The sequence below is a fragment of the Amycolatopsis thailandensis genome (assembly GCF_002234405.1).
Taxonomy (GTDB): domain Bacteria; phylum Actinomycetota; class Actinomycetes; order Mycobacteriales; family Pseudonocardiaceae; genus Amycolatopsis; species Amycolatopsis thailandensis.
Map to the genome: position 1 here is coordinate 43,486 of NZ_NMQT01000038.1, position 19,457 is coordinate 62,942.

Genomic DNA, 19,457 nt, shown 5'->3' on the forward strand with positions numbered 1-19,457 from the left:
CGTCGGGGACTGTGCCCTGTTCCAGGAACTTCGCACGTGAGCCACAAGCAGCGTGCACTCCACGACAAGGAGTCACCACAGTGACCGAAGTGTTCGGCCATGGCACCGGCCATGAGCAGGTCGTCTTCTGCCAAGACCAGGCCACCGGCCTGAAGGCCATCATCGGGATCTATTCGACGGCGCTCGGGCCGTCGCTGGGCGGGACCCGGTTCTACCCCTACGAGTCCGAGGAAGCCGCGCTCGCGGACGTCCTCGCGCTGTCGAAGGGGATGGCCTACAAGAACGCGCTCGCCGGGCTCGACCTCGGTGGCGGCAAGGCCGTCATCATCGGCGACCCCCACAAGCACAAGACCGAAGCGCTGCTTCGCGCCTTCGGCCGGTTCGTCCAGTCGCTGGGCGGCCGCTACATCACCGCCTGCGACGTGGGCACCTACGTGCAGGACATGGACATCGTCGCGCGCGAATCGGAGTTCGTGACGGGCCGCTCGCCGGAGAACGGCGGCGCCGGCGACTCCTCCGTGCTCACCGCTTTCGGCACCTACCAGGGCATGCGCGCCTCCGCGGACGCCGTCTGGGGCGTCCCGGACCTCGCGGGCCGCAAGGTCGGCGTCGCCGGGGTCGGCAAGGTGGGGCACATCCTCGTCGGGCATTTGATCGAGGCGGGCGCGCAGGTGGTCATCACCGACGTCTCGCCCGCGGCGATCGAGCGCACCCGCGCGGCGTACCCCGCCGTCGAGGTCGTCGAAGACCTCGACGCGCTGATCCGCACCGAGCTCGACGTCTTCGCGCCGTGCGCGCTGGGCGGCGTGCTCACCGACGAGACCGTGGGCCTGCTCCGCGCCAAGATCGTCTGCGGCGCGGCCAACAACCAGCTCGCGCACCCCGGCGTCGACAAGCTGCTCGACGACCGCGGCATCCTCTTCGCGCCCGACTACCTGGTCAACGCCGGTGGCGTGATCCAGGTCGACGACGAGCGGCACGGCTTCGACTTCGCGCGGGCCAAGCGCAAGACCACGGCCATCTTCGACACCACCAAGGCGGTGTTCGCGCTGGCCAAGGCCGACGGGGTCCCGCCGGCGGCGGCGGCCGACCGGTTGGCCGAGCGCCGGATGGCGGAGATCGGCGGCCTTCGGTCGATCCTGACCGTGTAGGTCTCCCAAGCGCAATGAAGGGGCCTTTCATAGCAAAATTTGCTATGAAAGGCCCCTTCATTGCACGGACAGCCCTGCCGCGGCGGTGCCTCTCGGAGCGCTGGTCGCGGAGCCGCGCAGCGTTGCGAAAGCCACTTTCGCAACCTTCAACGTTGTGAAAGTGGCTTTCGCATCACCGGTATCGCGCGGCGAGCCCCGAGTCACCGGGCAGCGGGCAAGGACACGGCTCGGATGACGCGAAAGCCACTTTCGGGACATCAGATGCCTCGAAAGTGGCTTTCGCGTCAGGTCCGTCCTCCCGGGCGAACCGGTCGGACCGCCGAGTCGGCGGGTGCCGGGGACTCAGCCGCTCTTGCGACGGAAGGTGCGCTTGTTCGCGGCCGGGCCGTGCGCGTGCAGGTTCTTCCCGCCACCGTTCTCGTGGGCCGAGCCGGAGCGGGCCTGAGCCTGCTTGCGCTCCAGGGCTTCGCGGAACTTGCGCTTCGTGTCGTCCTCTTCGCCATCCGCTGGGGACGGTGCCGGTTCAGTCATTGCTACCTCCGAGGTGACGACGTGTGACCACGTCAGCCTGTCAGGAACGGACCGGCTTGGCGAGTCGATTTACGTCACCTGGGCGGCGCGGGAAGCTGGACCGGGCCGCCGAACTGGATCCGGTTCCGCAGCAGGGGCCGCCAGCAGTGGTCGCACAGCAGCATCGGCTTCAGGCGGTTGCCGCAGTCCACGTGCTCCAGCGTGATGTCGGGTGCCTGTCCCGGCGCCTCGAAGCCCCGTGACCACTCGGCGATGAAGGCCAGGGCGGGGAAGAACGCGAGGCCCTTCGCCGTCAGCCGGTAGTCGTGCGCGTCGGTGCGGGTCTTCGCGGTCCCGGTCCGCAGCACGCCGACCTCCACGAGTTTCGACAGCCGCCCCGAAAGCACGCTCGGCCCGATGCCGAGTTCGCGTTCGAACTCCGAGAAATGCCGCGCCCCGAGCAGCGCGCTCACGACCAGGCCCGTCGACCAGCGGTCGCCGAGGAGTTCCATGGTGTCCGGGAAGAACATCAGCGGATCGCCCGCGAGGGACTCGGCGTCCTTGCGGCGGAAGCGTTTCGTCGCGGTCGCTTCGACGACGCCGGTGTCGTCGAGCCGCCGAGCGCGGACGTCGCGGGCGTCCACCCGGCGTTCGCAGGTGGCGCAGCCGAGCGGCGCCGAGGTGGCCAGCTCGCAGTCGAGGTGGATCAGCGTCGGCAGCACGGCACGCCGTCCCTCGACCCATTCCCTTTCCCAGGCCCAGATCGAGATCAGCAGCGGCCACAGTTCGAGACCGCGTTCGGTGAGCCGGTACTCGTGCCGGGTGCGGCGCGCGTCCCGGTACGGCGTGCGGACGAGCATGCCCGCGTCGACCATCTCGCGCAGCCGCCCGGACAGCGCGGTGGGGGAGATGCCGAGCCGCAGCCGGAGTTCCTCGTAACGGCGGAAGCGCAGGAAAAGGCTCTGCAGGATCAGCAGGGTCCACTGATCGCCGAGCAGTTCGAGTGCCCGGCGCAGCGGATCGCCCGCCGGCCTGACGCGGTGCGCCGTCGCCTCTGTCACGTAGGTGCCTCTCTAACGGTGTCGCTGTCAGCGTACCCCTGGCTACAGCAAAAGAAGCCTATTGACAGCTGACTACAGAAATCATAGTGTCTCAGCCAGTCGGTCAACGCGAACCAACCGGGGAGAACCGATGACGAGCACCTCCGAGCAACCGATCCTGGTGGCGGCCGCCACCGGTGAACCCGAGGTCAACCCGTACCTGATGGGCGTCTACGCCCCGGTCGGCGAAGAGATCGACGCGAGCGATCTCGAGGTCATCGGAAAGATCCCCGCCGACCTCAACGGCGTGTACCTGCGCAACGGGCCCAACCCCCGGTTCGAGCCGGAGGGCCGCTACCACTGGTTCGACGGCGACGGCATGATCCACGCCGTCCACCTGGAGAACGGCAAGGCCCGCTACCGCAACCGCTGGATCCGCACCAAGGCGTTCGAGGCCGAATCCGAGGCGGGCAAGGCGTTGTGGAAGGGCGTCATGGAGTCGCCCAAGGGCAACCCGTTCGGCAACACGCACGGGCTGAACGTCAAGGACAGCGCCAACACCGACCTGATCTTCCACCGCGGCCAGGTGCTCTCCACCTGGTACATGTGCGGCACGCCGTACGCCGTCGACCCGCTCTCACTCGAGACGCTGGGCGCCGAAGACTTCCTCGGCACGCTGGTCGGCGACATGATGGCCCATCCGAAGGTCGACGAACGCACCGGCGAGATGTTCTGGTTCGACTACGGGCCCCGGCCGCCGTACCTGCGCTACGGCGTGATCAGCGCGGACGGCAAGGTCGTGAGCACGACCGAGATCGAACTCCCCGGCCCGCGCCTGCCGCACGACATGGCGATCACCGAGAACTACGCCGTCCTGATGGACTTGCCGCTGGTCCAGGACATGGAGGCGGCGCGCAACGGTCGTCACAAGCTGCTGTTCGACCGGTCGCTGCCGAGCCGGTTCGGGGTGTTGCCCCGCTACGGTAACGGTAGCCAGATCCGCTGGTTCGAAGCCAGCCCGTGCTACATCTACCACGTCGTCAACTCCTGGGAGCAGGGCGAGGAAATCGTCCTCGACGTCTGCCGCGTCCAGCGCCCGCAGCCACGCGCGGACGCGCGCACCCCGCTCGCCAAGATGCTGTCGTACCTGCGACTGGACGCTTCCCTGCACCGCTACCGGTTCAACCTGCGGACCGGACAGTGCCTGGAGACCCAGCTCGACGACGACAACACCGAATTTCCGTCCGTCGACTCGAGGGTGGTCGGCGGCCGGAATCGCTTCTCCTACGCGGTGCACATCTCGCCGGACTCGACGCTCAAGTTCGACGGCCTGGTGTGCTACGACAATCGTGCCGGCGCCAAGACCGAGTATCGCTTCGGTCCGGGCCGGTGGGGCAGTGAGGCGCCGTTCGCACCCCGCGACGGCGCGGCCGCCGATTCCGACGACGGCTATCTGGTGACTTTCGTCCAGGACGAGCGTGAGGGGCGCTCGGAGCTGGACATCTTCGACGCCGCCGATCTCACTGCCGGACCCGTGGCCAGGGTCCTGTTGCCCCAGCGTGTCCCGCTCGGTTTTCACGCGACCTGGGTCCGGGCGGACCAGCTGGAACCTTCCTGTAACTGAGTGATCCCCTTCGCGCCCGCCCACCAGAGGGGTGTGGGCAGGCGGCGAAGGGCCGAAAGCCGCCGTCCGGGTCGCCCCTTCCAGGGGGCGGGGCGACCCGGGCACGGCACCAGAGGGCGGAACGGGCCGATGACGGTCTTCGTACTGGGCGGGGCACAGACCGATTTCGCGCGGAACTTCGCGAAAGAGGGCGGCGGGCTCTACGAGATGCTCGCCGAAGTGGTGCCCGACGCCTTGGTGGACGCGCAGGTCGAGCCGGGCGACGTCGGCGTCGCGCACGTCGCCAACCTGGCCGCCGAGTTGTTCACCGGTCAGGCCCACCTCGGCGGGCTGCTGATGGCGGCGATCCCCGATCTGGACGGTGTGCCGAGCGTCCGGCACGAGGCCGCGTGCGCCTCGGGCGGGACGGCGGTGCTCGCCGCGAGCGCGGACATCGAGTCCGGCCGGTACCACGTCGCGCTGGTGACCGGGCTGGAGCTCATGCGCAACACCGACTCGCGATCCGCGGCGGAGCATCTCGGCTCGGCGGCCTGGGTCGGCGAAGAGGCGCAAACGGCCGAATTCCCTTGGCCCGCCTTGTTCTCCGACGTCGCCGACGTCTACGACTGGCGGTACGGACTCGATCTCGCGCATCTCGGCCTGTTCGCCCGAAACGCCTTCGCGAACGCCGCGCTCAACCCGATGGCGCAGACCCGGGACTGGAGTTTCCCGGACGGCTCGTTCGATCAGGACGACCGGCTGAACCCCGTCGTGGCCGGTGTCCTGCGCAAGAACGACTGCGGCCGCATCTCCGACGGGGCCGCCGCGATCGTGCTCGCCTCGCCGGAGTTCGCCGCCGACTGGGCGAAACTCGTGGGCCGGGACCTCGCGGAGGTCCCGAAGCTGACGGGCTTCGGCCACCGGACGGCGCATTTGTCGTTACGGGGCAAGCTGGAACGCGCCGAAGGACACGAGTACCTGTTCCCGCATCTGCGGGGCGCGGTGGTCGACGCGTACTGGCGCGCGAAGGTCTCCGGCGCCGAGGAGATCGACGTCGTCGAACTGCACGACTGCTTCACCATCACCGCGCTCGTGGCGCTGGAACACCTCGGCGCGGCCCCGCCGGGGGCGGCCGGGCGGCTGATCGAATCCGGCGGGATCGCGCGGGACGGCGTCCTCCCGGTGAACCCCGGCGGCGGGTTGCTCGGGCTCGGCCACCCGGTCGGCGCGACCGGGGTGCGGATGGTGCACGACGCCGCGCGCCAGGTCGCGGGAACCGCCGGGCCGCTTCAGATCGACGGCGTGCGGAACGTGCTGACCTTGAACGTCGGCGGATCCTTCACGACCGTGGTCGCGATGGTCGTCGCCCGCTGAAACCACCGGCCGCGATACGCCGCTCCGGTGAGCGTCGCCCCGAAGAAGACGACGGCGGCGACACCGGTTTCGGGAGTGAATTCGAGCGCGCCCAGCGAGCCCGCGGTGAATCCCGAGTGGACACTCCAGGCGATCAGCGCCGTCCCGGCCGCCGCCGCCACGCTCGTCACGGCACCGGCGACGAGTACGACCACGGCCAAGGCGGCCAAGGAAATGCCATGATGTCGCGCCGAACCGAGGAGCCCGGCCACCGACGCCGCGACGACGACGGAGACACAACCGAACGGGAAACCGAAGCATTCGGGATTCCTCATCCGCTCAGTCAACTCCGCGTGACCGGGCGTGCCGTCGGCGTGAACGGCTTTCCTACGCTCCGGCCGGGATTCTTGACGAAATCCTGACGCGTCAGGCCTTGCGCGCGTGCGTGACGATCGCCTGCGCGATCGCGGGCCACAACTGCCGCGGCAGTTCGTGGCCCATCCCGGGGAACAGCAGCAGTTCGGCGTCCGGGATCGCTTCCGCGGTCGCCTTGCCGCCGCTGACGTCGATCAGCGGGTCGCTCTCGCCGTGGATGACCAGCGTCGGGACGTGGACCTCGCGCAGCTTCGCCGTGCGATCACCCGAAGCGACGACGGCGGCGGCTTGGCGCAGCCCGCCCGCCGGATGGTTCGCCCGGTCGTAGTTGCGGGTGGCCTTCATCCGCAGGAACTCCTCGTCGGACGGGTGCCCTGGCGAGCCCACGAGCCTGAACCACGCGATGCCGTCCTCGATGGCCTGCTCGCGGGTGGCGGCGGGCGGCCGGGTCAGCCCGGCGAGCGCGGCGGGCTCCGGATGCCCGACCGAAGGATCCCCGGTGGTCGACATGATCGAGGTGAGGCTGAGCAGCCGGTCCGGCGAGTCGATCGCGAGCTGCTGGACGATCATCCCGCCCATCGACGCGCCGACGACGTGCGCGCGGTCGAACCCGAGCGCGTCGAACAACCCGGTGATGTCGGCCGCGAGATCCGAGAGCAGGTACGGCGCGGAGGTCAGGTCGCCCGCGGCGAGCGCGGCCAGATCCGGCGCGGGGAGATCGTCCAGATAGGACGAGAGACCGATGTCGCGGTTGTCGAACCGCACGACGTGGAACCCGCCCTCGGCGAGCAGGTCGCAGAAGCCGATCTCCCAGGTGACCATCTGGGCGCCGAGGCCCATCACCAGGACGAGCGGCGGATCCGCGGGGGAGCCGAAGGTGTCGTACTCGAGTTCGAGGCCGTTCACACGCGCGCGGGGCATGGCCCGATCCTGCCGGAAGCCCCCACTTCCGGACCAGCGGAGTGCGGATACGGTAACCCGCATGCCGACTTTCTCCGAAGACGCGGGTTCCCGGTCGCGGTCACGCGTGGCTTCCGGACGGCCGGCGGTCACCAAGGACCGGATCATCGACGCCGCGCTGGAACTGTCGGCCGAGTCCGGTTTGGAGAACTGGACGCTGCGGCAGCTCGCGGCCGCCGTCGACGCGTACCCGGCGGTGGTCTACCACCACGTCGGCGACCGGGACACCGTCGTCGTCGCGGTGCTGGACCGGGTGGTGGGCCAGCTGACCCTGCCCGACGAGACCTTGCCGTGGCGGGCCTGGTTCACCGAATTCCTGCCCACCGTGCGGGCCGTGCTGCGGCGCTATCCCGGTTCGGCGCGAAGGCTGGCCCTGTTCGGGCCGTCGGTCGCCGCCGCCGTGCCGACGATGAACACCGGCATCGGACGGCTGCTCGCGGCCGGGTTCGGCACCGAGGCGCCGTTCGCCTACAACCTGCTGCTGGCGACAGCGTGCCAGTTCGTCGCGATGGAGGACGACCGCGAGAGCGCGATGGCGCTGCAATTGGAGCGGACCGAGGGTTACGCGGCGTACCGCACCCGCACCGACCTGCCGGGGATGGCGGCGCTGGGCGAGTCGGTCGCGGCGCTGGTCGCGGACCCGGATCTCGCGGCCGGTTACTACGCGCGGCTCTACGGTTACGCGGTCGAGCGCTGCCTCGACGGGCTCGAACACCGGCTCAGCCAGTTGCACACGCTCGGAAGTTTGACAGAGCGCTGACAGCGAATCGGCGTAGTGTGGAGGAATACCGGTGCTCGGTCACCGGTCCCGAAGCCCCTGGCACCAACCTCCCCCTCGAGGTGCCGGGGGCTTCTCATGTCAGGAGCGCGGGGCGGCGCGCTGGATCTCCGGGAAGACCTCGCCGACCAGGGTGACCAGCGATTTGCTGAGCAGCGTGTGCACCTGGGAGCGATCGAGCGAACCCCGCACGAGCCATTCGCGGCCCGCCGCCTTGACCATCCCGCCGAACGCGCGGACCAGGGCGTTCAGCTCCTGGCCGTGCTCGCTCTCGCGGGACAGGCCGACCGCTTCGAGCACCCTGTCCGCCGATTCGCGATCGGCCTCTTCGAGGATCCGTTCGACTTCGAGGTCCCGGCCGATGCCTTCCGGCGCGATCGCGGCCAGCCACATCTTCTCCTGGCTGGTGACCATGTCCAGGAACCAGTCGATGGCGACGTCGGCACGCAGTTCGAGCGGGCCTTCCGGCAGGATTTCGACCGCGAGCCGCGGCACGGTGAGCGCCCGCCGGATGATCTCCAGATAGAGTTCTCGTTTGGTGCCGAAGTAGTGGTTGATCAGCCCCCTGGCCACCCCGGCCTCCGCCGCGATGTCCGATGTGGACACTTCCGAGTACGGACGTTCCCCGAAAAGACGTGCCGCACAGGCGAAGATCTGCTCTTTGCGCTCGTCCGGCTCCAGTCTCCGCCATCTCGGCGTCGGCTCGGTCGTCATGTCCTCAATCTTCCCACGATCGATTCAGCCCGGCTGGATGGTCACCGGATCCCTGTGACATATAAAAGCAAAGTGTCAGTTAATCCGGCGTGTACCGTCTGTTGGCCCGCTGGTCTTTACCGTCTTCTTTCAGGTGGCATGCCGTGCGCGCTGTCGGGGCGCGTTTGCCTCCTACCGGCCCGGCCTGGCGAGTAACCCCCCCTAGCTCGCCAGGCCCGGGCCTTCTTACTGCGCCGAGGGACGCTCCGCGGGCAAGAGAAGCGTGAACGTCGTCGGCGACGGGCTGGTCAGCCGCAGTCGCCCGCCTTCCGCCTCGGCCAGGCTCCGCGCCAGCCTCAGGCCGATCCCGTGACCTTCACGGTCTTCACCCTGGTCGTCGGTGACGAACGGATCGTGCCCGTCCGGGATGGCGCCCTCGTCGCTCACGTCGATGGCCAGCGCGTCCCCGGCGTCGCGGGCGAGGACGGAGACCGTGCCGCGCCCGTGCGTCGCCGCGTTGTCCAGCAGCACGGCGAGCACCTGCCGCACGGCCGCGTCCGCCGCCCGGGCCGGCAGCGCCTCGCGTCCGCTGATCCGCAGCGCCCGGCCGCGTCCGGCGAGCAGACCGTGCCAGGTCTGGCGGACCTCTTCGAACAGTTTGCCCAGGTCGAGCAGGGCGCGCGGGGCCCTGGTCTGCTTGGCCAGCGCCAGCAGGTCGTCGATGGTGCGTTCCAGCCGGTCGGCCGACGCGATGCTGTCGCGGATCGTCGCGTAGGGGTCGCGGTCGGGGCTCTCCAGGGCCGCCTCCAGTTGCAGGCGCAACCCGGTCAACGGGGTCCGCAGCTGGTGGGAGGCGTCGGAGGAGAAGGTCCGTTCCCGTTCCAGGGTCTCGCCTATCCGCACGGAGGTGGAGTCGAGCGCTTCGCCGACCTGATCGATTTCGCGGACCCCTGTGCGCCCGGCGCGCACGGTGAAATCGCCCTCGCCGAGACGTTCGGCGACGCCCGCGAGATCCTCCAGCGGCCGCGCCAGCCGGGTGGCGATCCGGCGCGCGATCAGCCAGCTGGCCCCGATCGCGATGACGGCGAGCCCGGCCATCTTCAGCCAGGTCAGCCGGATCCGGTCGTCCAGTTCGGACCGCGGATGGGCGGCGCGGACCACCCCGACCAGCGATGAACCGCTGATCACCGGGACGGCCAGGACCACTTCTTCGCCGTGTGTCCCGGTCGCCATGTCGGTGTAGTGCGCGTCGCGGACGTAGCGGTCTTCGGTGGCCGGGCCGTCGCCGACCAGGAGCCTGCCGGTCGGGGTGTAGATCGCGACCTTGATCCCGCGGATCCGGTCCGCGTCCGGTTTGACGGGTTTGAGCTCCGGGACCCGGCCGTTGGCGAGGTCGCCGGTCACGTCGAGGACGGCCGTGTCGGCGACCCGTTCCAGGTCGTGAGTCGAATTGCCCTCGTGGAACCTGGCGACCGCGATGGCCAGTGGCGCCCCGAAGAGGGTGATCGCCAGCACCGCGGCCAGCACGGTGAGGGTGACGATCCGGCGGCGCACGGACAGAGTGTGGCCGACAAGGGGGAGGATCACCCACCCGACGCGATATTTTGCCTTCCGTTGACCTGAGATCAAGGCGATGTTGACCCCGTTCGCTTTACCTTGGGGCCATGCGCCGACGTGCCGCCGTCATGGCAGGCCCGGGGCCCGGATCCGTCCCCCTCGTCCGGTTCGCCGTCCCGGGCGAATGTGTGGCCGTGCTGCCCACCGGAAGCGGGGAAACCCCCGAGGGCGCTTCCGGCGTGGGCGTGCTGCTCAGGCGCGGGAACCTCTTCGGCCATCTCACCGTCGGGCAGAACATCCTGCTGGCCGGGCGGCTCGCCGGTCGTCGGTCCCTCACCAGCCCCGCCGACCTGCTGGAACTGGTCGGCCTGAGCGGACGCGGTGACGCTTATCCGGGCACGCTCTCGGCACTGGAGGGCGCGCGGGCCGGCGTCGCCGTCGCCCTGGCCGGGGCGCCCGAGGTGGTCGTCGCCGACGAACCGGCGGGCGAACTGGACGGGCTCGCCGCGCTCGAACTCATGGACCTGCTGCGCGCCGTCGCGGCCCGCGGGACGGCCGTCGTCGTGGTGACCCGTGATCCCGAGATCGCGGCGGCCGCGCACCGGATCGTGAGAGTGGCGTGACCGCGCCCCTGGTCCGCACCGACGAACTGGCGCACACCTATGGTTCCGGGCTGACCGCGGTGGTCGCCGTGCACGGTGTCAGCTGCGTGATCGGCGCGGAGACCCGCGCGGTGGTGACCGGCAGGGCGGGCGCTGGGAAGACCACGCTGCTGCACCTGCTCGCCGGGATGAAGAAACCGACGGCGGGCACCGTCGACTGGCCCTCGTTCGAGCCGTCGCCGCCGGGCCCCGACCTGATCGGGCTGGTCCTGCAGGACGGCGGGCTGCTGCGCGATCTCGACGTCCGGCTCAACGTCGCCCTGCCACTGGTCCTCGCGGGCCGGACCGGCACCGCGGTCCGCGACGCCGTCGACGGCGCGCTGGACCTGGTGGGCCTCACCGGCTTCGCCAAGAAAGCGCCCCGCGACCTCACCGGCGAGCAGATCCGGCTGGCCATCCTGGCCAGGGCGCTCGCGCCCGCGCCCAAACTCATCCTCGCCGACGATCCGGCGGGCTGGCTGGACCGGCCCGCGGGGGAGCGGCTTCTCGGCAGGCTCGTGAAAGCCGCGGACCGGCTGGCCGCCGGCCTGCTGGTGGCCACGGCCGAGAAGGCCCCGGCCGGGTTGTTCGGCGAAAGCTGGGCGATGGTCGACGGAAAGCTGGTGCGGGACCGGTGATCGCGGCGATGGCGTTGTGGGTCGGCGGGATCGCGCGCGTGCGGCCCGTCCGGCTCGGCGTGCCCGCGGCCGGGGCCCTGATCGTGACCACGTTGCTCGCGGCACACGGCTGGGAGTGGGAAGCGGCGCCGCCGTGGGTGCCCGCGACCGTGCTGGTGATCTTGCTGACCGCGCCGTCGGAGCGTTCGCTGCGAGGGGATCACGACCTTCTGCGTGCCCGCGGCGCGACCGGCGGGCAGGTGCTCGGGCTGGCCGCCGCCGAAGCCGTCGCCGCCGGACTGGCTGGTGGTCTCTTCGGCATCGTGCTGTCGCTGGCGGGTGGCTTCCTGCCCGGCTCGGGTCTGACCCTTGTCCGGGAAATCGTTCTCTTGCTGCTCGCCGGGCTGTTCGTGGCGGTCGTCGCCGTCCTGCCACCGGTGGTGCGCGAGTGGTATTTCGAGCCCGCCGACGACGGGCCGCCCTGGTGGTCGCCCTACGGTCTCGATTTCCTCCTCCTCGCGCTCGCCTTCTTCTGGCCGCTGCTCGGCTGGGCCGGTGGCACGATGCTGTTGTGGCGGCTGGTGGAGCTGGGGCTGCGCAAGGGCAAGCGGGCGATCGGCGGGGTGTTCAGGCCACTCGTCTCGGGGCTCGCCGGGGTGCTCGCGCTGTCCATTTCGTGGCGGAGCGCCCTGTTGGCGCGATCGGTGGCGCTGGTCGCGCTGGCGGTGGCGTTCGCGATCTCGTCCGCCCTCACCCGCGATGGCTGCGTCGCGGCCCACGTGGACCGGGCGGCTTCCCTCGTGCTCGCCGCGGCCGCCGCCGGGCCGTCGTTCGGGCTGGCGCTCAACGAACGCCGCCGTGACCTGCTGATCGTCAGCACCCTCGGTGGGAAACGCCGTCAGGTGGCGACGTTCATCGCGGGTGACGCGCTGATCGTCGGCGGTGGGGGCCTGATCGCCGGGCATCTGCTGGGCGTGTTGTTCGTCCTGCTCACGCCCGCCGAATGGGTGGCTTTCCCGCACGGGTACTTCGCGATGCTGGGCGCGGTGGTGATCGTGTCGTGCGTGGCGGCGTCGGCGCGGATCGCGCAACTCGCCGCCCGCGACGAAGTCTCCGACCTGCGCGACTACTAGCCTTCGAAAGGTTGTTCCAGGCGATAGCCGTGGCCGCGCAGCGTCGAAATCCTCGGCGCCTGCTCCGGAGTGGGCGCCGACTCGGTCAGTTTCCGCCGCAGCGCTGCGATGTGGACGTCCAGGGTCTTCGTGGAGCCGTACCAGTGCGCGTCCCACACTTCGGACATCAGCGTGTCCCGGCTGACCGCGACGCCCGGCTGCTCGGCCAGCCGGGCGAGCAGATCGAACTCCTTGGCCCGCAACGGGATCTCCCGGCCGCCGACGCTGACCCGCCGTCCGGCGGTGTCGACCCGCAGATGCCCGATGGCGATCGCGGGCCTGCTCTCCGGCGGAGCCGTCCCGCGCCGCAGGTGTGCCCGCACCCTGGCGAGCAGTTCGCCGAGCCGGATGGGTTTGGTGAGGTAGTCGTCGGCGCCGGCCTCCAGGCCGACGACGACGTCCATCTCCTCTTGCCGGGCGGTCAGGATGACCAGGACCGCGCCGGGGAGCGCCGCGCGCAGCCGACGACAGACCTCGACCCCGTCCAGATCCGGCAGGCCGAGATCGAGCAGGACGAAATCGATGTCGTCGTGTTCCGCGGCGGCGAGCGCGGTGCGGCCGTCGCGCTGCCAGGAAACCTCGTAGCCGTGCAGGCGGAGGGTCGATTCGAGGACGCCGCCGATCGCGTCGTCGTCTTCCACCACCAGCAATTTCGGCATGCGGGGGAGCTTAACCGTTGAACACTGTTCTTTTCGGCCAAGACGTTACGAACACCACCCCGTCCGTAACAGGGCGCTAACGTTTCCCTGTGCGACCGCGCTTGTACGTCCACAAAGGACAGATCGCGGCGGCGGCGAGGCACAGCCAGGCGAACACGTCACCGACACGGCTGTACACGGTCTGTGTTCTCGGCTGTACCGGGAGATCCGCGACGAGTGTCTGCTGATCGGTGCGGAAGTAGTCGGCGTGCCCGAGAATCCGGCCCTGATCGTCCACGGCTGTGGAATTTCCGTGCGTGGAGTGCCGGAAGAGCGAGTAACCGTTTTCCACCGCGCGGAAAGTGGCCTTTTCCGCGTGCAGCGTGCCGAATCCCGACCAGTCGTTGGCGGGGACGAGCAGGAGCGCGGTTTCCTTGTCCGCCGCCTGACGTGTCAAGTCGCGGAAATCCGCGTCGTAGCAGATGACCGTCGCGAGCCGTCCGTATGGCGAATCCGCGGTGGGGACCGTGCCGGGGCCGGGAGTCATCGGTTCCATCGGCGTCGGACGCGTTTTGTCGTAGGTCCAGGCCACTTCGCCGGTCGGTCCGACGAGCACGGCCACGTTGCGGATGTAGGGAGCCTGCTTGGTGTAAAGCGCGTAGGCGAGTTCGACGTGGATGCCCGCCTGCTTCGCTTCGGCGCCGACCCGCTTCAGCAGGGAATCCTGATCGCGTTCCAGCACACGGGCGTGCGTTTCCGGCCAGACGACGATCTTCGCCCCCGCCGACGCCTGCTGCCGTGTCCTGGTCACGAGATCTTCGGTGACCGGAGCGAACGCGGCGCCGACCGCGGCGGGATCGGCCGCGCTGACCTCTTCGGCGCGCCAGTACTTGACGCCGACTCGCTCCAGCGCTTCGGAGCTCGCCTTGTCCGCGCCGGCCGAGGGGCTGATCCCCGCGACCCGGACGGTCTGCGTCGTCGGGGCGTCGAACAGCAACCGCGCGCCACCGGCGAGGAACACCAGGCCGAGCACGCAGGCGTGAACGAGCACCGTGCGCTTGACCGGCGGCCATCCCTCCGTCCAACCGGTGTTCACCACCGAGGCGAACCACGCGAGGACGAAGGTGAGGCCGTAGACGCCGGTAACGGACGCCGTCTGGAGCAGCGGAAGGTTGGCGGACTGGGTGCTGCCGAGCGCGCCGAAGTCCCCGAAACCGGTGATCACGGTGAAGAGATACTCACCCGCGACGAGCGTCACCGGGAACACCAGCGTCCGCAACGGCCCGGCGCGGTCGGCGCACAGGCGGTCGGCGAGGAACGCCGTCGTCTGCAGCACCGCGAGCAGGGTGAAGGCGAGCAGACCGGAGAGCACGAACAGCAGGCCGGTGACCCCGAGCCAGAACAGCTGGCCGATCAGCAGGGACAGGCCCACCATCAGGATCGCGCGCCGGACGGGGACCTGCCGGGCATAGCGGAGCAGGAAGATCGGGAACACCCAGGCGGCGAGGGGGACGTTCCAATCGGTGTGGACGGCGAGCAGGAGCAGCGCTGTTCCCAGCCACCAGAGCAACCGTGGTTTCATACCGCGAACGGTAGGAAACCACGGCCGTCCGGACAGCGGGCCAAGGGCAGCGTCCGACCCTTACTTTCGTCAGGTCTTATTGAGAGGTGGTCCCGCCGACGATGTCCTGTCACTCGACGGTGACGGGCGACGTGAAGGGGACTTTCCCCTCATCGCACGGGCGGAAAGTCCCCTTCGCCACGCGTTTCGCGGCCCTCCTTGGCGGCGGAGGTCGGCGTGCGGGCGAGCACAGAACACGCCACACCTGCCTTACCAGGTCTTAAGCGACGTGGTCCCGGTACGCCGCGATGGTCTCGGCGAGGACCTCGCCGCCGGGACGGCGCCAGAGGTCGGCGTCGAACACCTCGACCTCGATCGGCCCGGTGTACCCGGCGGCCTCGACACACGCCTTCAGGCGCCGGTGGTCGATCGGGCCGTCACCGGGCAGCGCCCGGCCCAGCAGCGTGTCGGTCAGCGGCACCTTCTGGTCGCACACATGGAATCCGGCGATCCGCCCGGCCGCCGCGGCGATCGACTCCTCGATCCGCGGGTCCCACCACACGTGGAACTCGTCGACGATCACGCCGACCTGCTCGGCCGGATGCTCCAGCGCCACGGTCAGCGCCTGATCCACTGTGGACAGAACCGATCGTTCGGCGCACTGCATGGGATGCAGGGGCTCCAAGCCGAGCCGAACGCCGCGTTCACCGGCGTACGGGGCCAGTTCGCCGACCGCGTCCGCGACCCGCTGCCGGGACGACGCGAGGTCGCCGTTCACCCCGCCGACGACCAGGACCAGGACGTCCGCGCCCAGCGCGGCCGCTTCGTCGATCGCCTCCCTGGTCTGCGCGACACCGTCCACAGGGGACCCCTCCGGGGTGATCCCGGTGAAGAAACCGCCGCGGCACAACGACGACACGCCGACGTCGTACTCCTTGAGCAGCCGCGCGGTCTCCTCGACGCCGGTCTCGGCGACCTTGTCCCGCCACAGGCCGATCCAGCGGACCCCCGCCTCGGCGCAGCCCGCCACGGCCTCCGGCAGCGACCACGCCTTGGTGGTGATCTGGTTCAGGCTCAACCGGTCCATCACGCCACCCCCGCCGCGGCCAGCAGCGGCCGCATCCGCGCGACGGCGAGGTCCGGGTCGGCGAGCGCCCCGGCGGCGTCGGCCAGCCGGAGCAGCTCGGCCAGATGCGTGATGGACCGGGCCGACTCGCGGCCCGCGACCATCCGGAAATGGTTCTGGTGCCCGTTGAGGTAGGCGAGGAAGACGACGCCGGTCTTGTAGTTCCTGGTGGGCGCGCGGAAGATCGCGCGGCTCAAGGCGACCGTCGGGTCCAGCAGGCCGTGGAAGCCCGCCTTGTCGCCTTCGTCGAGCCGGGCGAGCGCGGCGCCCGCGACCCGCGCGACGGCGTCGAAGATACCCAGAAGCGCTTCGCTGTGACCCTGTTCGTCCCCGGCGATCAGCTCCGGGTAGTTGAAGTCGTCGCCCGTGTAGCACTTGACGCCCTCGGGAAGCGCGCGGCGGAACTCGGTCTCGATCGACGCGTCGAGCACGGAGACCTTGACGCCCGCGATCACCCCGGCGTGCTCGGCGCAAAGCCTGCCCAGTTCCTTGGCGGCCTCATGGACGTCGGCGTGGCCCCAGTACCCCGCCAGCGCCGGGTCGAACTGCTCGCCCAGCCAGTGCAGCAGGACCGGACGGTCCGCGCCGGAGAGCAGTTTCCCGTACGCGGCATGGTAATCCTCAGGGCCGGACGCCGACGCGGCCAGCGCCCGGCTGGCCATCACGACCGGCACGGCCCCGGCCTCGCCGACCAGGTCCAGCTGCTCGCGCCAGGCGTCCACAATGGACTCCGGGGTCGCGCCGCCGCCGGGCAACTGGTCGGTGCCGACACCCGCCACCCACGGCCGTCCGGCGGCGAGCGCGCCGGTGCGCCGGATGAGGTCCTGGGTGGTTCCCCAGTCCAGGCCCATGCCGCGCTGCGCGGTGTCCATCGCTTCGGCCACGCCGAGACCACAGGACCACAGGTGTTCGCGGAAGGCGAGCGTGGTGTCCCAGTCCAGTACCGCGCCCTCTTCGGGGTCGGCGGCGGCGAGCGGGTCGGCGACCACGTGCGCGGCCGCGTAGGCGATCCGGGAGGTCGGCGGCGACGCCGGTTTCGCGGGCGTTTCCGCCCCTTGCGGCGTCCACTCCACCAGTCCGCCGTCGGCGGTGGGCAGGGCGATCAAGGTCATCGGGTCTCCGTGGCGCGGGGGTGAGAAAGCGCTTTCTCGGACCACGTTAAGTCACGCCGCGGGCGCCGCACAAGGGGCTCAGCGGGCGGGGGAAGCGGTGCTGGAGCGCAAAACCACCTCACCGGACATGCGCACCACGCGCGGCCGGGTACCGGGCGAGGCCTTGAGTGCCAGGTCCATGGCCCGTTCGCCCAGCTTCTCCAGCGGCAGCGCGACGGTGCTCAGCGACGGCGTGAGATCGCGCACTACCGGGATGTCGTCGAAACCGGCGATCGACATCTCGCCGGGGATCGAGACACCCGCGTCACGCAGTGCCGCCATCGCGCCGATCGCCATCACGTCGGTCACCGCGAACACACACGTGGGCCAGTCCTTGCGCGGCCGGGCGAGGACCTTCTCCATCGCCTCGTAGCCGCCGTCGCGGGTGAACGCCGCTTCGACGACGTCGTCCTCGGCCAGTTCGACGCCGTGCTCCAGCAATTCCGCGGCGAAACCGTCGAGCCGGTCGACGACGGTGGTGAGGCTCTTCGGCCCGGCGAGCACGGCGAACCGCCGGTGCCCCAGGCTCAGCAGCGCCTTCGCCAGTTCGGCGCCGCCGCCCTTGTTGTCGGGCTGGACGGTGTCCACTTTGAGCCCGCGATGCCTGCTGACCGCGGCGACGTGCCCGCCGCCGCGCCGGTACGGCTCGAGTTCGGCGGCCATCGCCTTTTCCCAGCCTTTGTCTTCGAACGCCGAGCCGATCAGCAGAATGGCCGACGCGCGCTGGGCACGCAGTGTCGAGACGTACGCGACCTCTTTCGCCGGGTCGCGAAAAGTGCTCGCGAGCATCACGAGAAGATCGTTTTCACTCGCCACCCGCATCACCCCGCCGGCGATCGCGGCGAAATAGGGGTCGCCGACGTCGTGACAGATCACCCCGACGGTCGGCTGTGAGCCACCGGCCAATGCCTGAGCGTGAGCATTGGGGGTATAGGAGAGTTCGGCGGCCGCGGCGATCACTCGTTCGCGGAGATCTCCCCGGACGGTGGCGGTGCCGTTGAGTACGCGGGACGCGGTCGCGAGCGACACGTCCGCGGTGCGCGCCACATCTTCCAGCGTCACGTGGGGGCGGGCCTTCATCGATCCTCCAAGCTGGCGTTTGGGGCATAGTGGCGGACATGCTCGGCCTTTACCCGGAAATCGAACCTTACGTCCAAGGGATGTTGCCCGTCGGTGACGGCAATGAGATCTATTGGGAGGAATGCGGCGATCCCGAGGGCAAACCGGTGATCTTCCTGCACGGTGGCCCCGGAGGTGGTTCGAGCCCGAGACATCGCAGACTGTTCGATCCGGCGCGGTACCGGATCGTTCTCTTCGACCAGCGCGGCTGCGGGCGGAGCACGCCGAACTGTGCCACACCGGAGGCGGATCTCGCGGTCAACACGACGTGGCATCTCGTCGCCGATATCGAGCGGTTGCGCGAGCATCTGGACATCGAACACTGGATGGTCTTCGGCGGCTCGTGGGGGAGCGTGCTCGGGCTGACCTACGCGGAAACGCATCCCGGGCGCGTCACGGAACTCGTCCTCCGCGGTGTGGCCACGCTGCGGGTGAAGGAGCTGCAATGGCTCTACGGCGGGGGAGCGGCGTTCCTCTTCCCCGAGGCCTGGTCGCGTTTCCTGGCCCCGGTGCCGTTCTCGCGCCGCCAGGACAACCTGATCGAGGTCTACCACGAACTGCTCAGCCATCCCGATCCCGCCGTGCACGGACCCGCCGCGATCGCGTGGAGCCGCTGGGAGGGGGAAACGGTCAAACTGCGCCCGCGGGACGAAGTGATCGACGCGTTCAGCGATCCCGGATTCGCCCTCGCGATCGCGAGGATCGAGAACCACTACTTCCGGCACGGCGGCTGGCTGGCCGAAGATCAGCTGCTCCGCGACGCCGGGAAGCTTCGGGACATTCCTTGCGTTCTGGTCCAGGGACGCTACGACGTGGTCACCCCGGCCATCACCGCGTGGGAGCTCAGCCAGGTGCTGCCGACCGCGGAACTGGTGATGGTCGGCGACTCGGGTCACGCGTTCGACGAGCCCGGCACCCTGCACGAGTTGATCAGCGCGACCGACCGATTCGCGTCAGACTGGCAGGGCGCCGCAGTATTCCGGGACGAGAGGAACACAGACATGCTTTTCGGTGACGAGCACGTCCGTCGCTACGAAGAGACCGACGGCGAGGTGGGCCACGACTGGGAGAAGGGCGCGCCTTGCCTGATCCTCACCACCAAGGGCCGCAAGACCGGCGAGGACCGCAAGTTCGCGCTGATCTACCAGTTCGACGACGACAACAACCCGGTCATCGTGGCCTCGAAGGGCGGGGCACCGGAGGACCCGGGCTGGTACAAGAACCTCCAGGCCAACCCCGAGGTCAAGGCGCAGGTCAAGGCGGACAAGTTCACCGCGCGGGCCCGGACCCTCGCGGGTGAAGAGCGCGCGAAGTTGTGGGAGAAGCTTGCGGCGGTCTGGCCGGACTACAACGAGTACGCGAAGAAGACCGACCGTGAGATCCCCGTGGTGGTCCTCGAACGCGTGTGATCC

The 19,457-nt window shown here is 69.8% G+C and carries 19 protein-coding genes and 1 pseudogene; 9 read left to right on the forward strand and 11 right to left on the reverse strand.

The window, feature by feature from the left end; genetic code table 11:
- Nucleotides 1–80 precede the first annotated feature (80 nt).
- The gene (locus CFP71_RS12265) at nt 81–1,151 is read left to right on the forward strand and encodes a Glu/Leu/Phe/Val family dehydrogenase (RefSeq protein WP_093933972.1); all 1,071 of its coding nucleotides are present in this window, start codon (nt 81–83) and stop codon (nt 1,149–1,151) included.
- Nucleotides 1,152–1,493: 342 nt separating this feature from the next.
- Here CFP71_RS12265 and CFP71_RS12270 read toward each other — a convergent pair whose 3' ends face one another.
- Entirely contained in the window at nt 1,494–1,682 is a 189-nt protein-coding gene (locus CFP71_RS12270) for a DUF5302 domain-containing protein (RefSeq protein ID WP_005162443.1), read from the reverse strand.
- Nucleotides 1,683–1,756: 74 nt separating this feature from the next.
- Complete coding sequence (locus CFP71_RS12275; protein WP_093933973.1) at nt 1,757–2,722, reverse strand: winged helix-turn-helix transcriptional regulator; 966 nt, start codon at nt 2,720–2,722, stop codon at nt 1,757–1,759.
- Nucleotides 2,723–2,852: 130 nt separating this feature from the next.
- Here CFP71_RS12275 and CFP71_RS12280 point away from each other — a divergent pair, with 130 nt between their 5' ends.
- Both CFP71_RS12280 and CFP71_RS12285 read left to right on the forward strand, forming a co-directional pair.
- On the forward strand, nt 2,853–4,325 hold the full coding sequence (locus CFP71_RS12280) for a carotenoid oxygenase family protein (RefSeq protein ID WP_093933974.1): 1,473 nt from the start codon (nt 2,853–2,855) through the stop codon (nt 4,323–4,325).
- 129 nt (nt 4,326–4,454) lie between these two features.
- A complete protein-coding gene (locus CFP71_RS12285) occupies nt 4,455–5,678 on the forward strand; it encodes an acetyl-CoA acetyltransferase (RefSeq protein ID WP_093933975.1) in 1,224 nt (407 codons plus the stop codon).
- Here the strand turns inward: CFP71_RS12285 and CFP71_RS12290 are convergent.
- Both CFP71_RS12290 and CFP71_RS12295 read right to left on the reverse strand, forming a co-directional pair.
- Nucleotides 5,594–5,992, reverse strand: coding sequence for a hypothetical protein (locus tag CFP71_RS12290; protein ID WP_093933976.1), 399 nt, complete (start codon nt 5,990–5,992; stop codon nt 5,594–5,596). The two genes, CFP71_RS12285 and CFP71_RS12290, sit on opposite strands and share 85 nt — an antisense overlap.
- A 91-nt stretch (nt 5,993–6,083) precedes the next feature.
- On the reverse strand, nt 6,084–6,953 hold the full coding sequence (locus tag CFP71_RS12295) for an alpha/beta fold hydrolase (RefSeq protein WP_093933977.1): 870 nt from the start codon (nt 6,951–6,953) through the stop codon (nt 6,084–6,086).
- Nucleotides 6,954–7,014: 61 nt separating this feature from the next.
- Between CFP71_RS12295 and CFP71_RS12300 the strand changes: the two genes are divergently transcribed.
- Entirely contained in the window at nt 7,015–7,752 is a 738-nt protein-coding gene (locus CFP71_RS12300) for a TetR/AcrR family transcriptional regulator (RefSeq protein ID WP_093933978.1), read from the forward strand.
- Between the two features lie 99 nt (nt 7,753–7,851).
- On the opposite strand, the gene CFP71_RS12305 is transcribed toward CFP71_RS12300, so the two are convergent.
- Together CFP71_RS12305 and CFP71_RS12310 are read right to left on the reverse strand one after the other, a co-directional pair.
- Entirely contained in the window at nt 7,852–8,484 is a 633-nt protein-coding gene (locus tag CFP71_RS12305) for a TetR/AcrR family transcriptional regulator (RefSeq protein ID WP_093933979.1), read from the reverse strand.
- A 225-nt stretch (nt 8,485–8,709) separates the two neighbouring features.
- Nucleotides 8,710–10,050: a sensor histidine kinase gene (locus tag CFP71_RS12310; protein WP_093933980.1), complete on the reverse strand. Its 1,341-nt coding sequence runs from the start codon at nt 10,048–10,050 to the stop codon at nt 8,710–8,712.
- Nucleotides 10,051–10,127: 77 nt separating this feature from the next.
- Here CFP71_RS12310 and CFP71_RS12315 point away from each other — a divergent pair, with 77 nt between their 5' ends.
- From CFP71_RS12315 to CFP71_RS12325, 3 genes are read left to right on the forward strand one after another with little or no spacing between them, the layout of a single operon-like run.
- Nucleotides 10,128–10,643 (forward strand): P-loop NTPase family protein, encoded by a 516-nt coding sequence (locus tag CFP71_RS12315; RefSeq protein ID WP_244199644.1) that lies wholly within the window; start codon nt 10,128–10,130, stop codon nt 10,641–10,643.
- Nucleotides 10,640–11,299: an ATP-binding cassette domain-containing protein gene (locus CFP71_RS12320; RefSeq protein ID WP_093933982.1), complete on the forward strand. Its 660-nt coding sequence runs from the start codon at nt 10,640–10,642 to the stop codon at nt 11,297–11,299. Before CFP71_RS12315 ends, CFP71_RS12320 begins: the two co-directional genes overlap by 4 nt.
- A complete protein-coding gene (locus CFP71_RS12325; RefSeq protein WP_093933983.1) occupies nt 11,296–12,411 on the forward strand; it encodes an FtsX-like permease family protein in 1,116 nt (371 codons plus the stop codon). The genes CFP71_RS12320 and CFP71_RS12325 overlap by 4 nt, the downstream gene beginning before the upstream one ends.
- Here the strand turns inward: CFP71_RS12325 and CFP71_RS12330 are convergent.
- The 5 genes from CFP71_RS12330 to CFP71_RS12350 all read right to left on the reverse strand — a co-directional run bounded on the left by CFP71_RS12330 (nt 12,408) and on the right by CFP71_RS12350 (nt 18,006).
- Nucleotides 12,408–13,109, reverse strand: a complete 702-nt coding sequence (locus CFP71_RS12330) for a response regulator transcription factor (protein WP_093933984.1) — start codon at nt 13,107–13,109, stop codon at nt 12,408–12,410. The genes CFP71_RS12325 and CFP71_RS12330 overlap by 4 nt on opposite strands.
- A 76-nt stretch (nt 13,110–13,185) precedes the next feature.
- Nucleotides 13,186–14,670: an apolipoprotein N-acyltransferase gene (locus tag CFP71_RS12335; RefSeq protein WP_093933985.1), complete on the reverse strand. Its 1,485-nt coding sequence runs from the start codon at nt 14,668–14,670 to the stop codon at nt 13,186–13,188.
- Between the two features lie 259 nt (nt 14,671–14,929).
- A complete protein-coding gene (locus CFP71_RS12340) occupies nt 14,930–15,736 on the reverse strand; it encodes a sugar phosphate isomerase/epimerase family protein (protein ID WP_093933986.1) in 807 nt (268 codons plus the stop codon).
- Nucleotides 15,736–16,887, reverse strand: a complete 1,152-nt coding sequence (locus tag CFP71_RS12345; protein WP_167406093.1) for a dihydrodipicolinate synthase family protein — start codon at nt 16,885–16,887, stop codon at nt 15,736–15,738. Before CFP71_RS12345 ends, CFP71_RS12340 begins: the two co-directional genes overlap by 1 nt.
- Nucleotides 16,888–16,965: 78 nt before the next feature.
- A complete protein-coding gene (locus CFP71_RS12350) occupies nt 16,966–18,006 on the reverse strand; it encodes a LacI family DNA-binding transcriptional regulator (protein WP_093933987.1) in 1,041 nt (346 codons plus the stop codon).
- A gap of 38 nt (nt 18,007–18,044) precedes the next feature.
- Here CFP71_RS12350 and pip point away from each other — a divergent pair.
- Both pip and CFP71_RS45575 read left to right on the forward strand, forming a co-directional pair.
- Nucleotides 18,045–18,983: pseudogene (gene pip, locus CFP71_RS12355) on the forward strand (prolyl aminopeptidase); the annotation flags it as partial.
- A gap of 63 nt (nt 18,984–19,046) precedes the next feature.
- Complete coding sequence (locus tag CFP71_RS45575; RefSeq protein ID WP_425266613.1) at nt 19,047–19,454, forward strand: nitroreductase family deazaflavin-dependent oxidoreductase; 408 nt, start codon at nt 19,047–19,049, stop codon at nt 19,452–19,454.
- Nucleotides 19,455–19,457 lie beyond the last annotated feature (3 nt).

Coding starts and splice junctions, on each gene's coding strand:
- CFP71_RS12270 (WP_005162443.1), bottom strand. CDS start 1,682: ATGACTGAACCGGCACCGTCCCCAGCGGATGGCGAAGAGGACGACACG.
- CFP71_RS12280 (WP_093933974.1), top strand. CDS start 2,853: ATGACGAGCACCTCCGAGCAACCGATCCTGGTGGCGGCCGCCACCGGT.
- CFP71_RS12285 (WP_093933975.1), top strand. CDS start 4,455: ATGACGGTCTTCGTACTGGGCGGGGCACAGACCGATTTCGCGCGGAAC.
- CFP71_RS12290 (WP_093933976.1), bottom strand. CDS start 5,992: ATGAGGAATCCCGAATGCTTCGGTTTCCCGTTCGGTTGTGTCTCCGTC.
- CFP71_RS12295 (WP_093933977.1), bottom strand. CDS start 6,953: ATGCCCCGCGCGCGTGTGAACGGCCTCGAACTCGAGTACGACACCTTC.
- CFP71_RS12300 (WP_093933978.1), top strand. CDS start 7,015: ATGCCGACTTTCTCCGAAGACGCGGGTTCCCGGTCGCGGTCACGCGTG.
- CFP71_RS12305 (WP_093933979.1), bottom strand. CDS start 8,484: ATGACGACCGAGCCGACGCCGAGATGGCGGAGACTGGAGCCGGACGAG.
- CFP71_RS12315 (WP_244199644.1), top strand. CDS start 10,128: ATGCGCCGACGTGCCGCCGTCATGGCAGGCCCGGGGCCCGGATCCGTC.
- CFP71_RS12330 (WP_093933984.1), bottom strand. CDS start 13,109: ATGCCGAAATTGCTGGTGGTGGAAGACGACGACGCGATCGGCGGCGTC.
- CFP71_RS12335 (WP_093933985.1), bottom strand. CDS start 14,670: ATGAAACCACGGTTGCTCTGGTGGCTGGGAACAGCGCTGCTCCTGCTC.
- CFP71_RS12340 (WP_093933986.1), bottom strand. CDS start 15,736: ATGGACCGGTTGAGCCTGAACCAGATCACCACCAAGGCGTGGTCGCTG.
- CFP71_RS12345 (WP_167406093.1), bottom strand. CDS start 16,887: ATGACCTTGATCGCCCTGCCCACCGCCGACGGCGGACTGGTGGAGTGG.
- CFP71_RS12350 (WP_093933987.1), bottom strand. CDS start 18,006: ATGAAGGCCCGCCCCCACGTGACGCTGGAAGATGTGGCGCGCACCGCG.
- CFP71_RS45575 (WP_425266613.1), top strand. CDS start 19,047: ATGCTTTTCGGTGACGAGCACGTCCGTCGCTACGAAGAGACCGACGGC.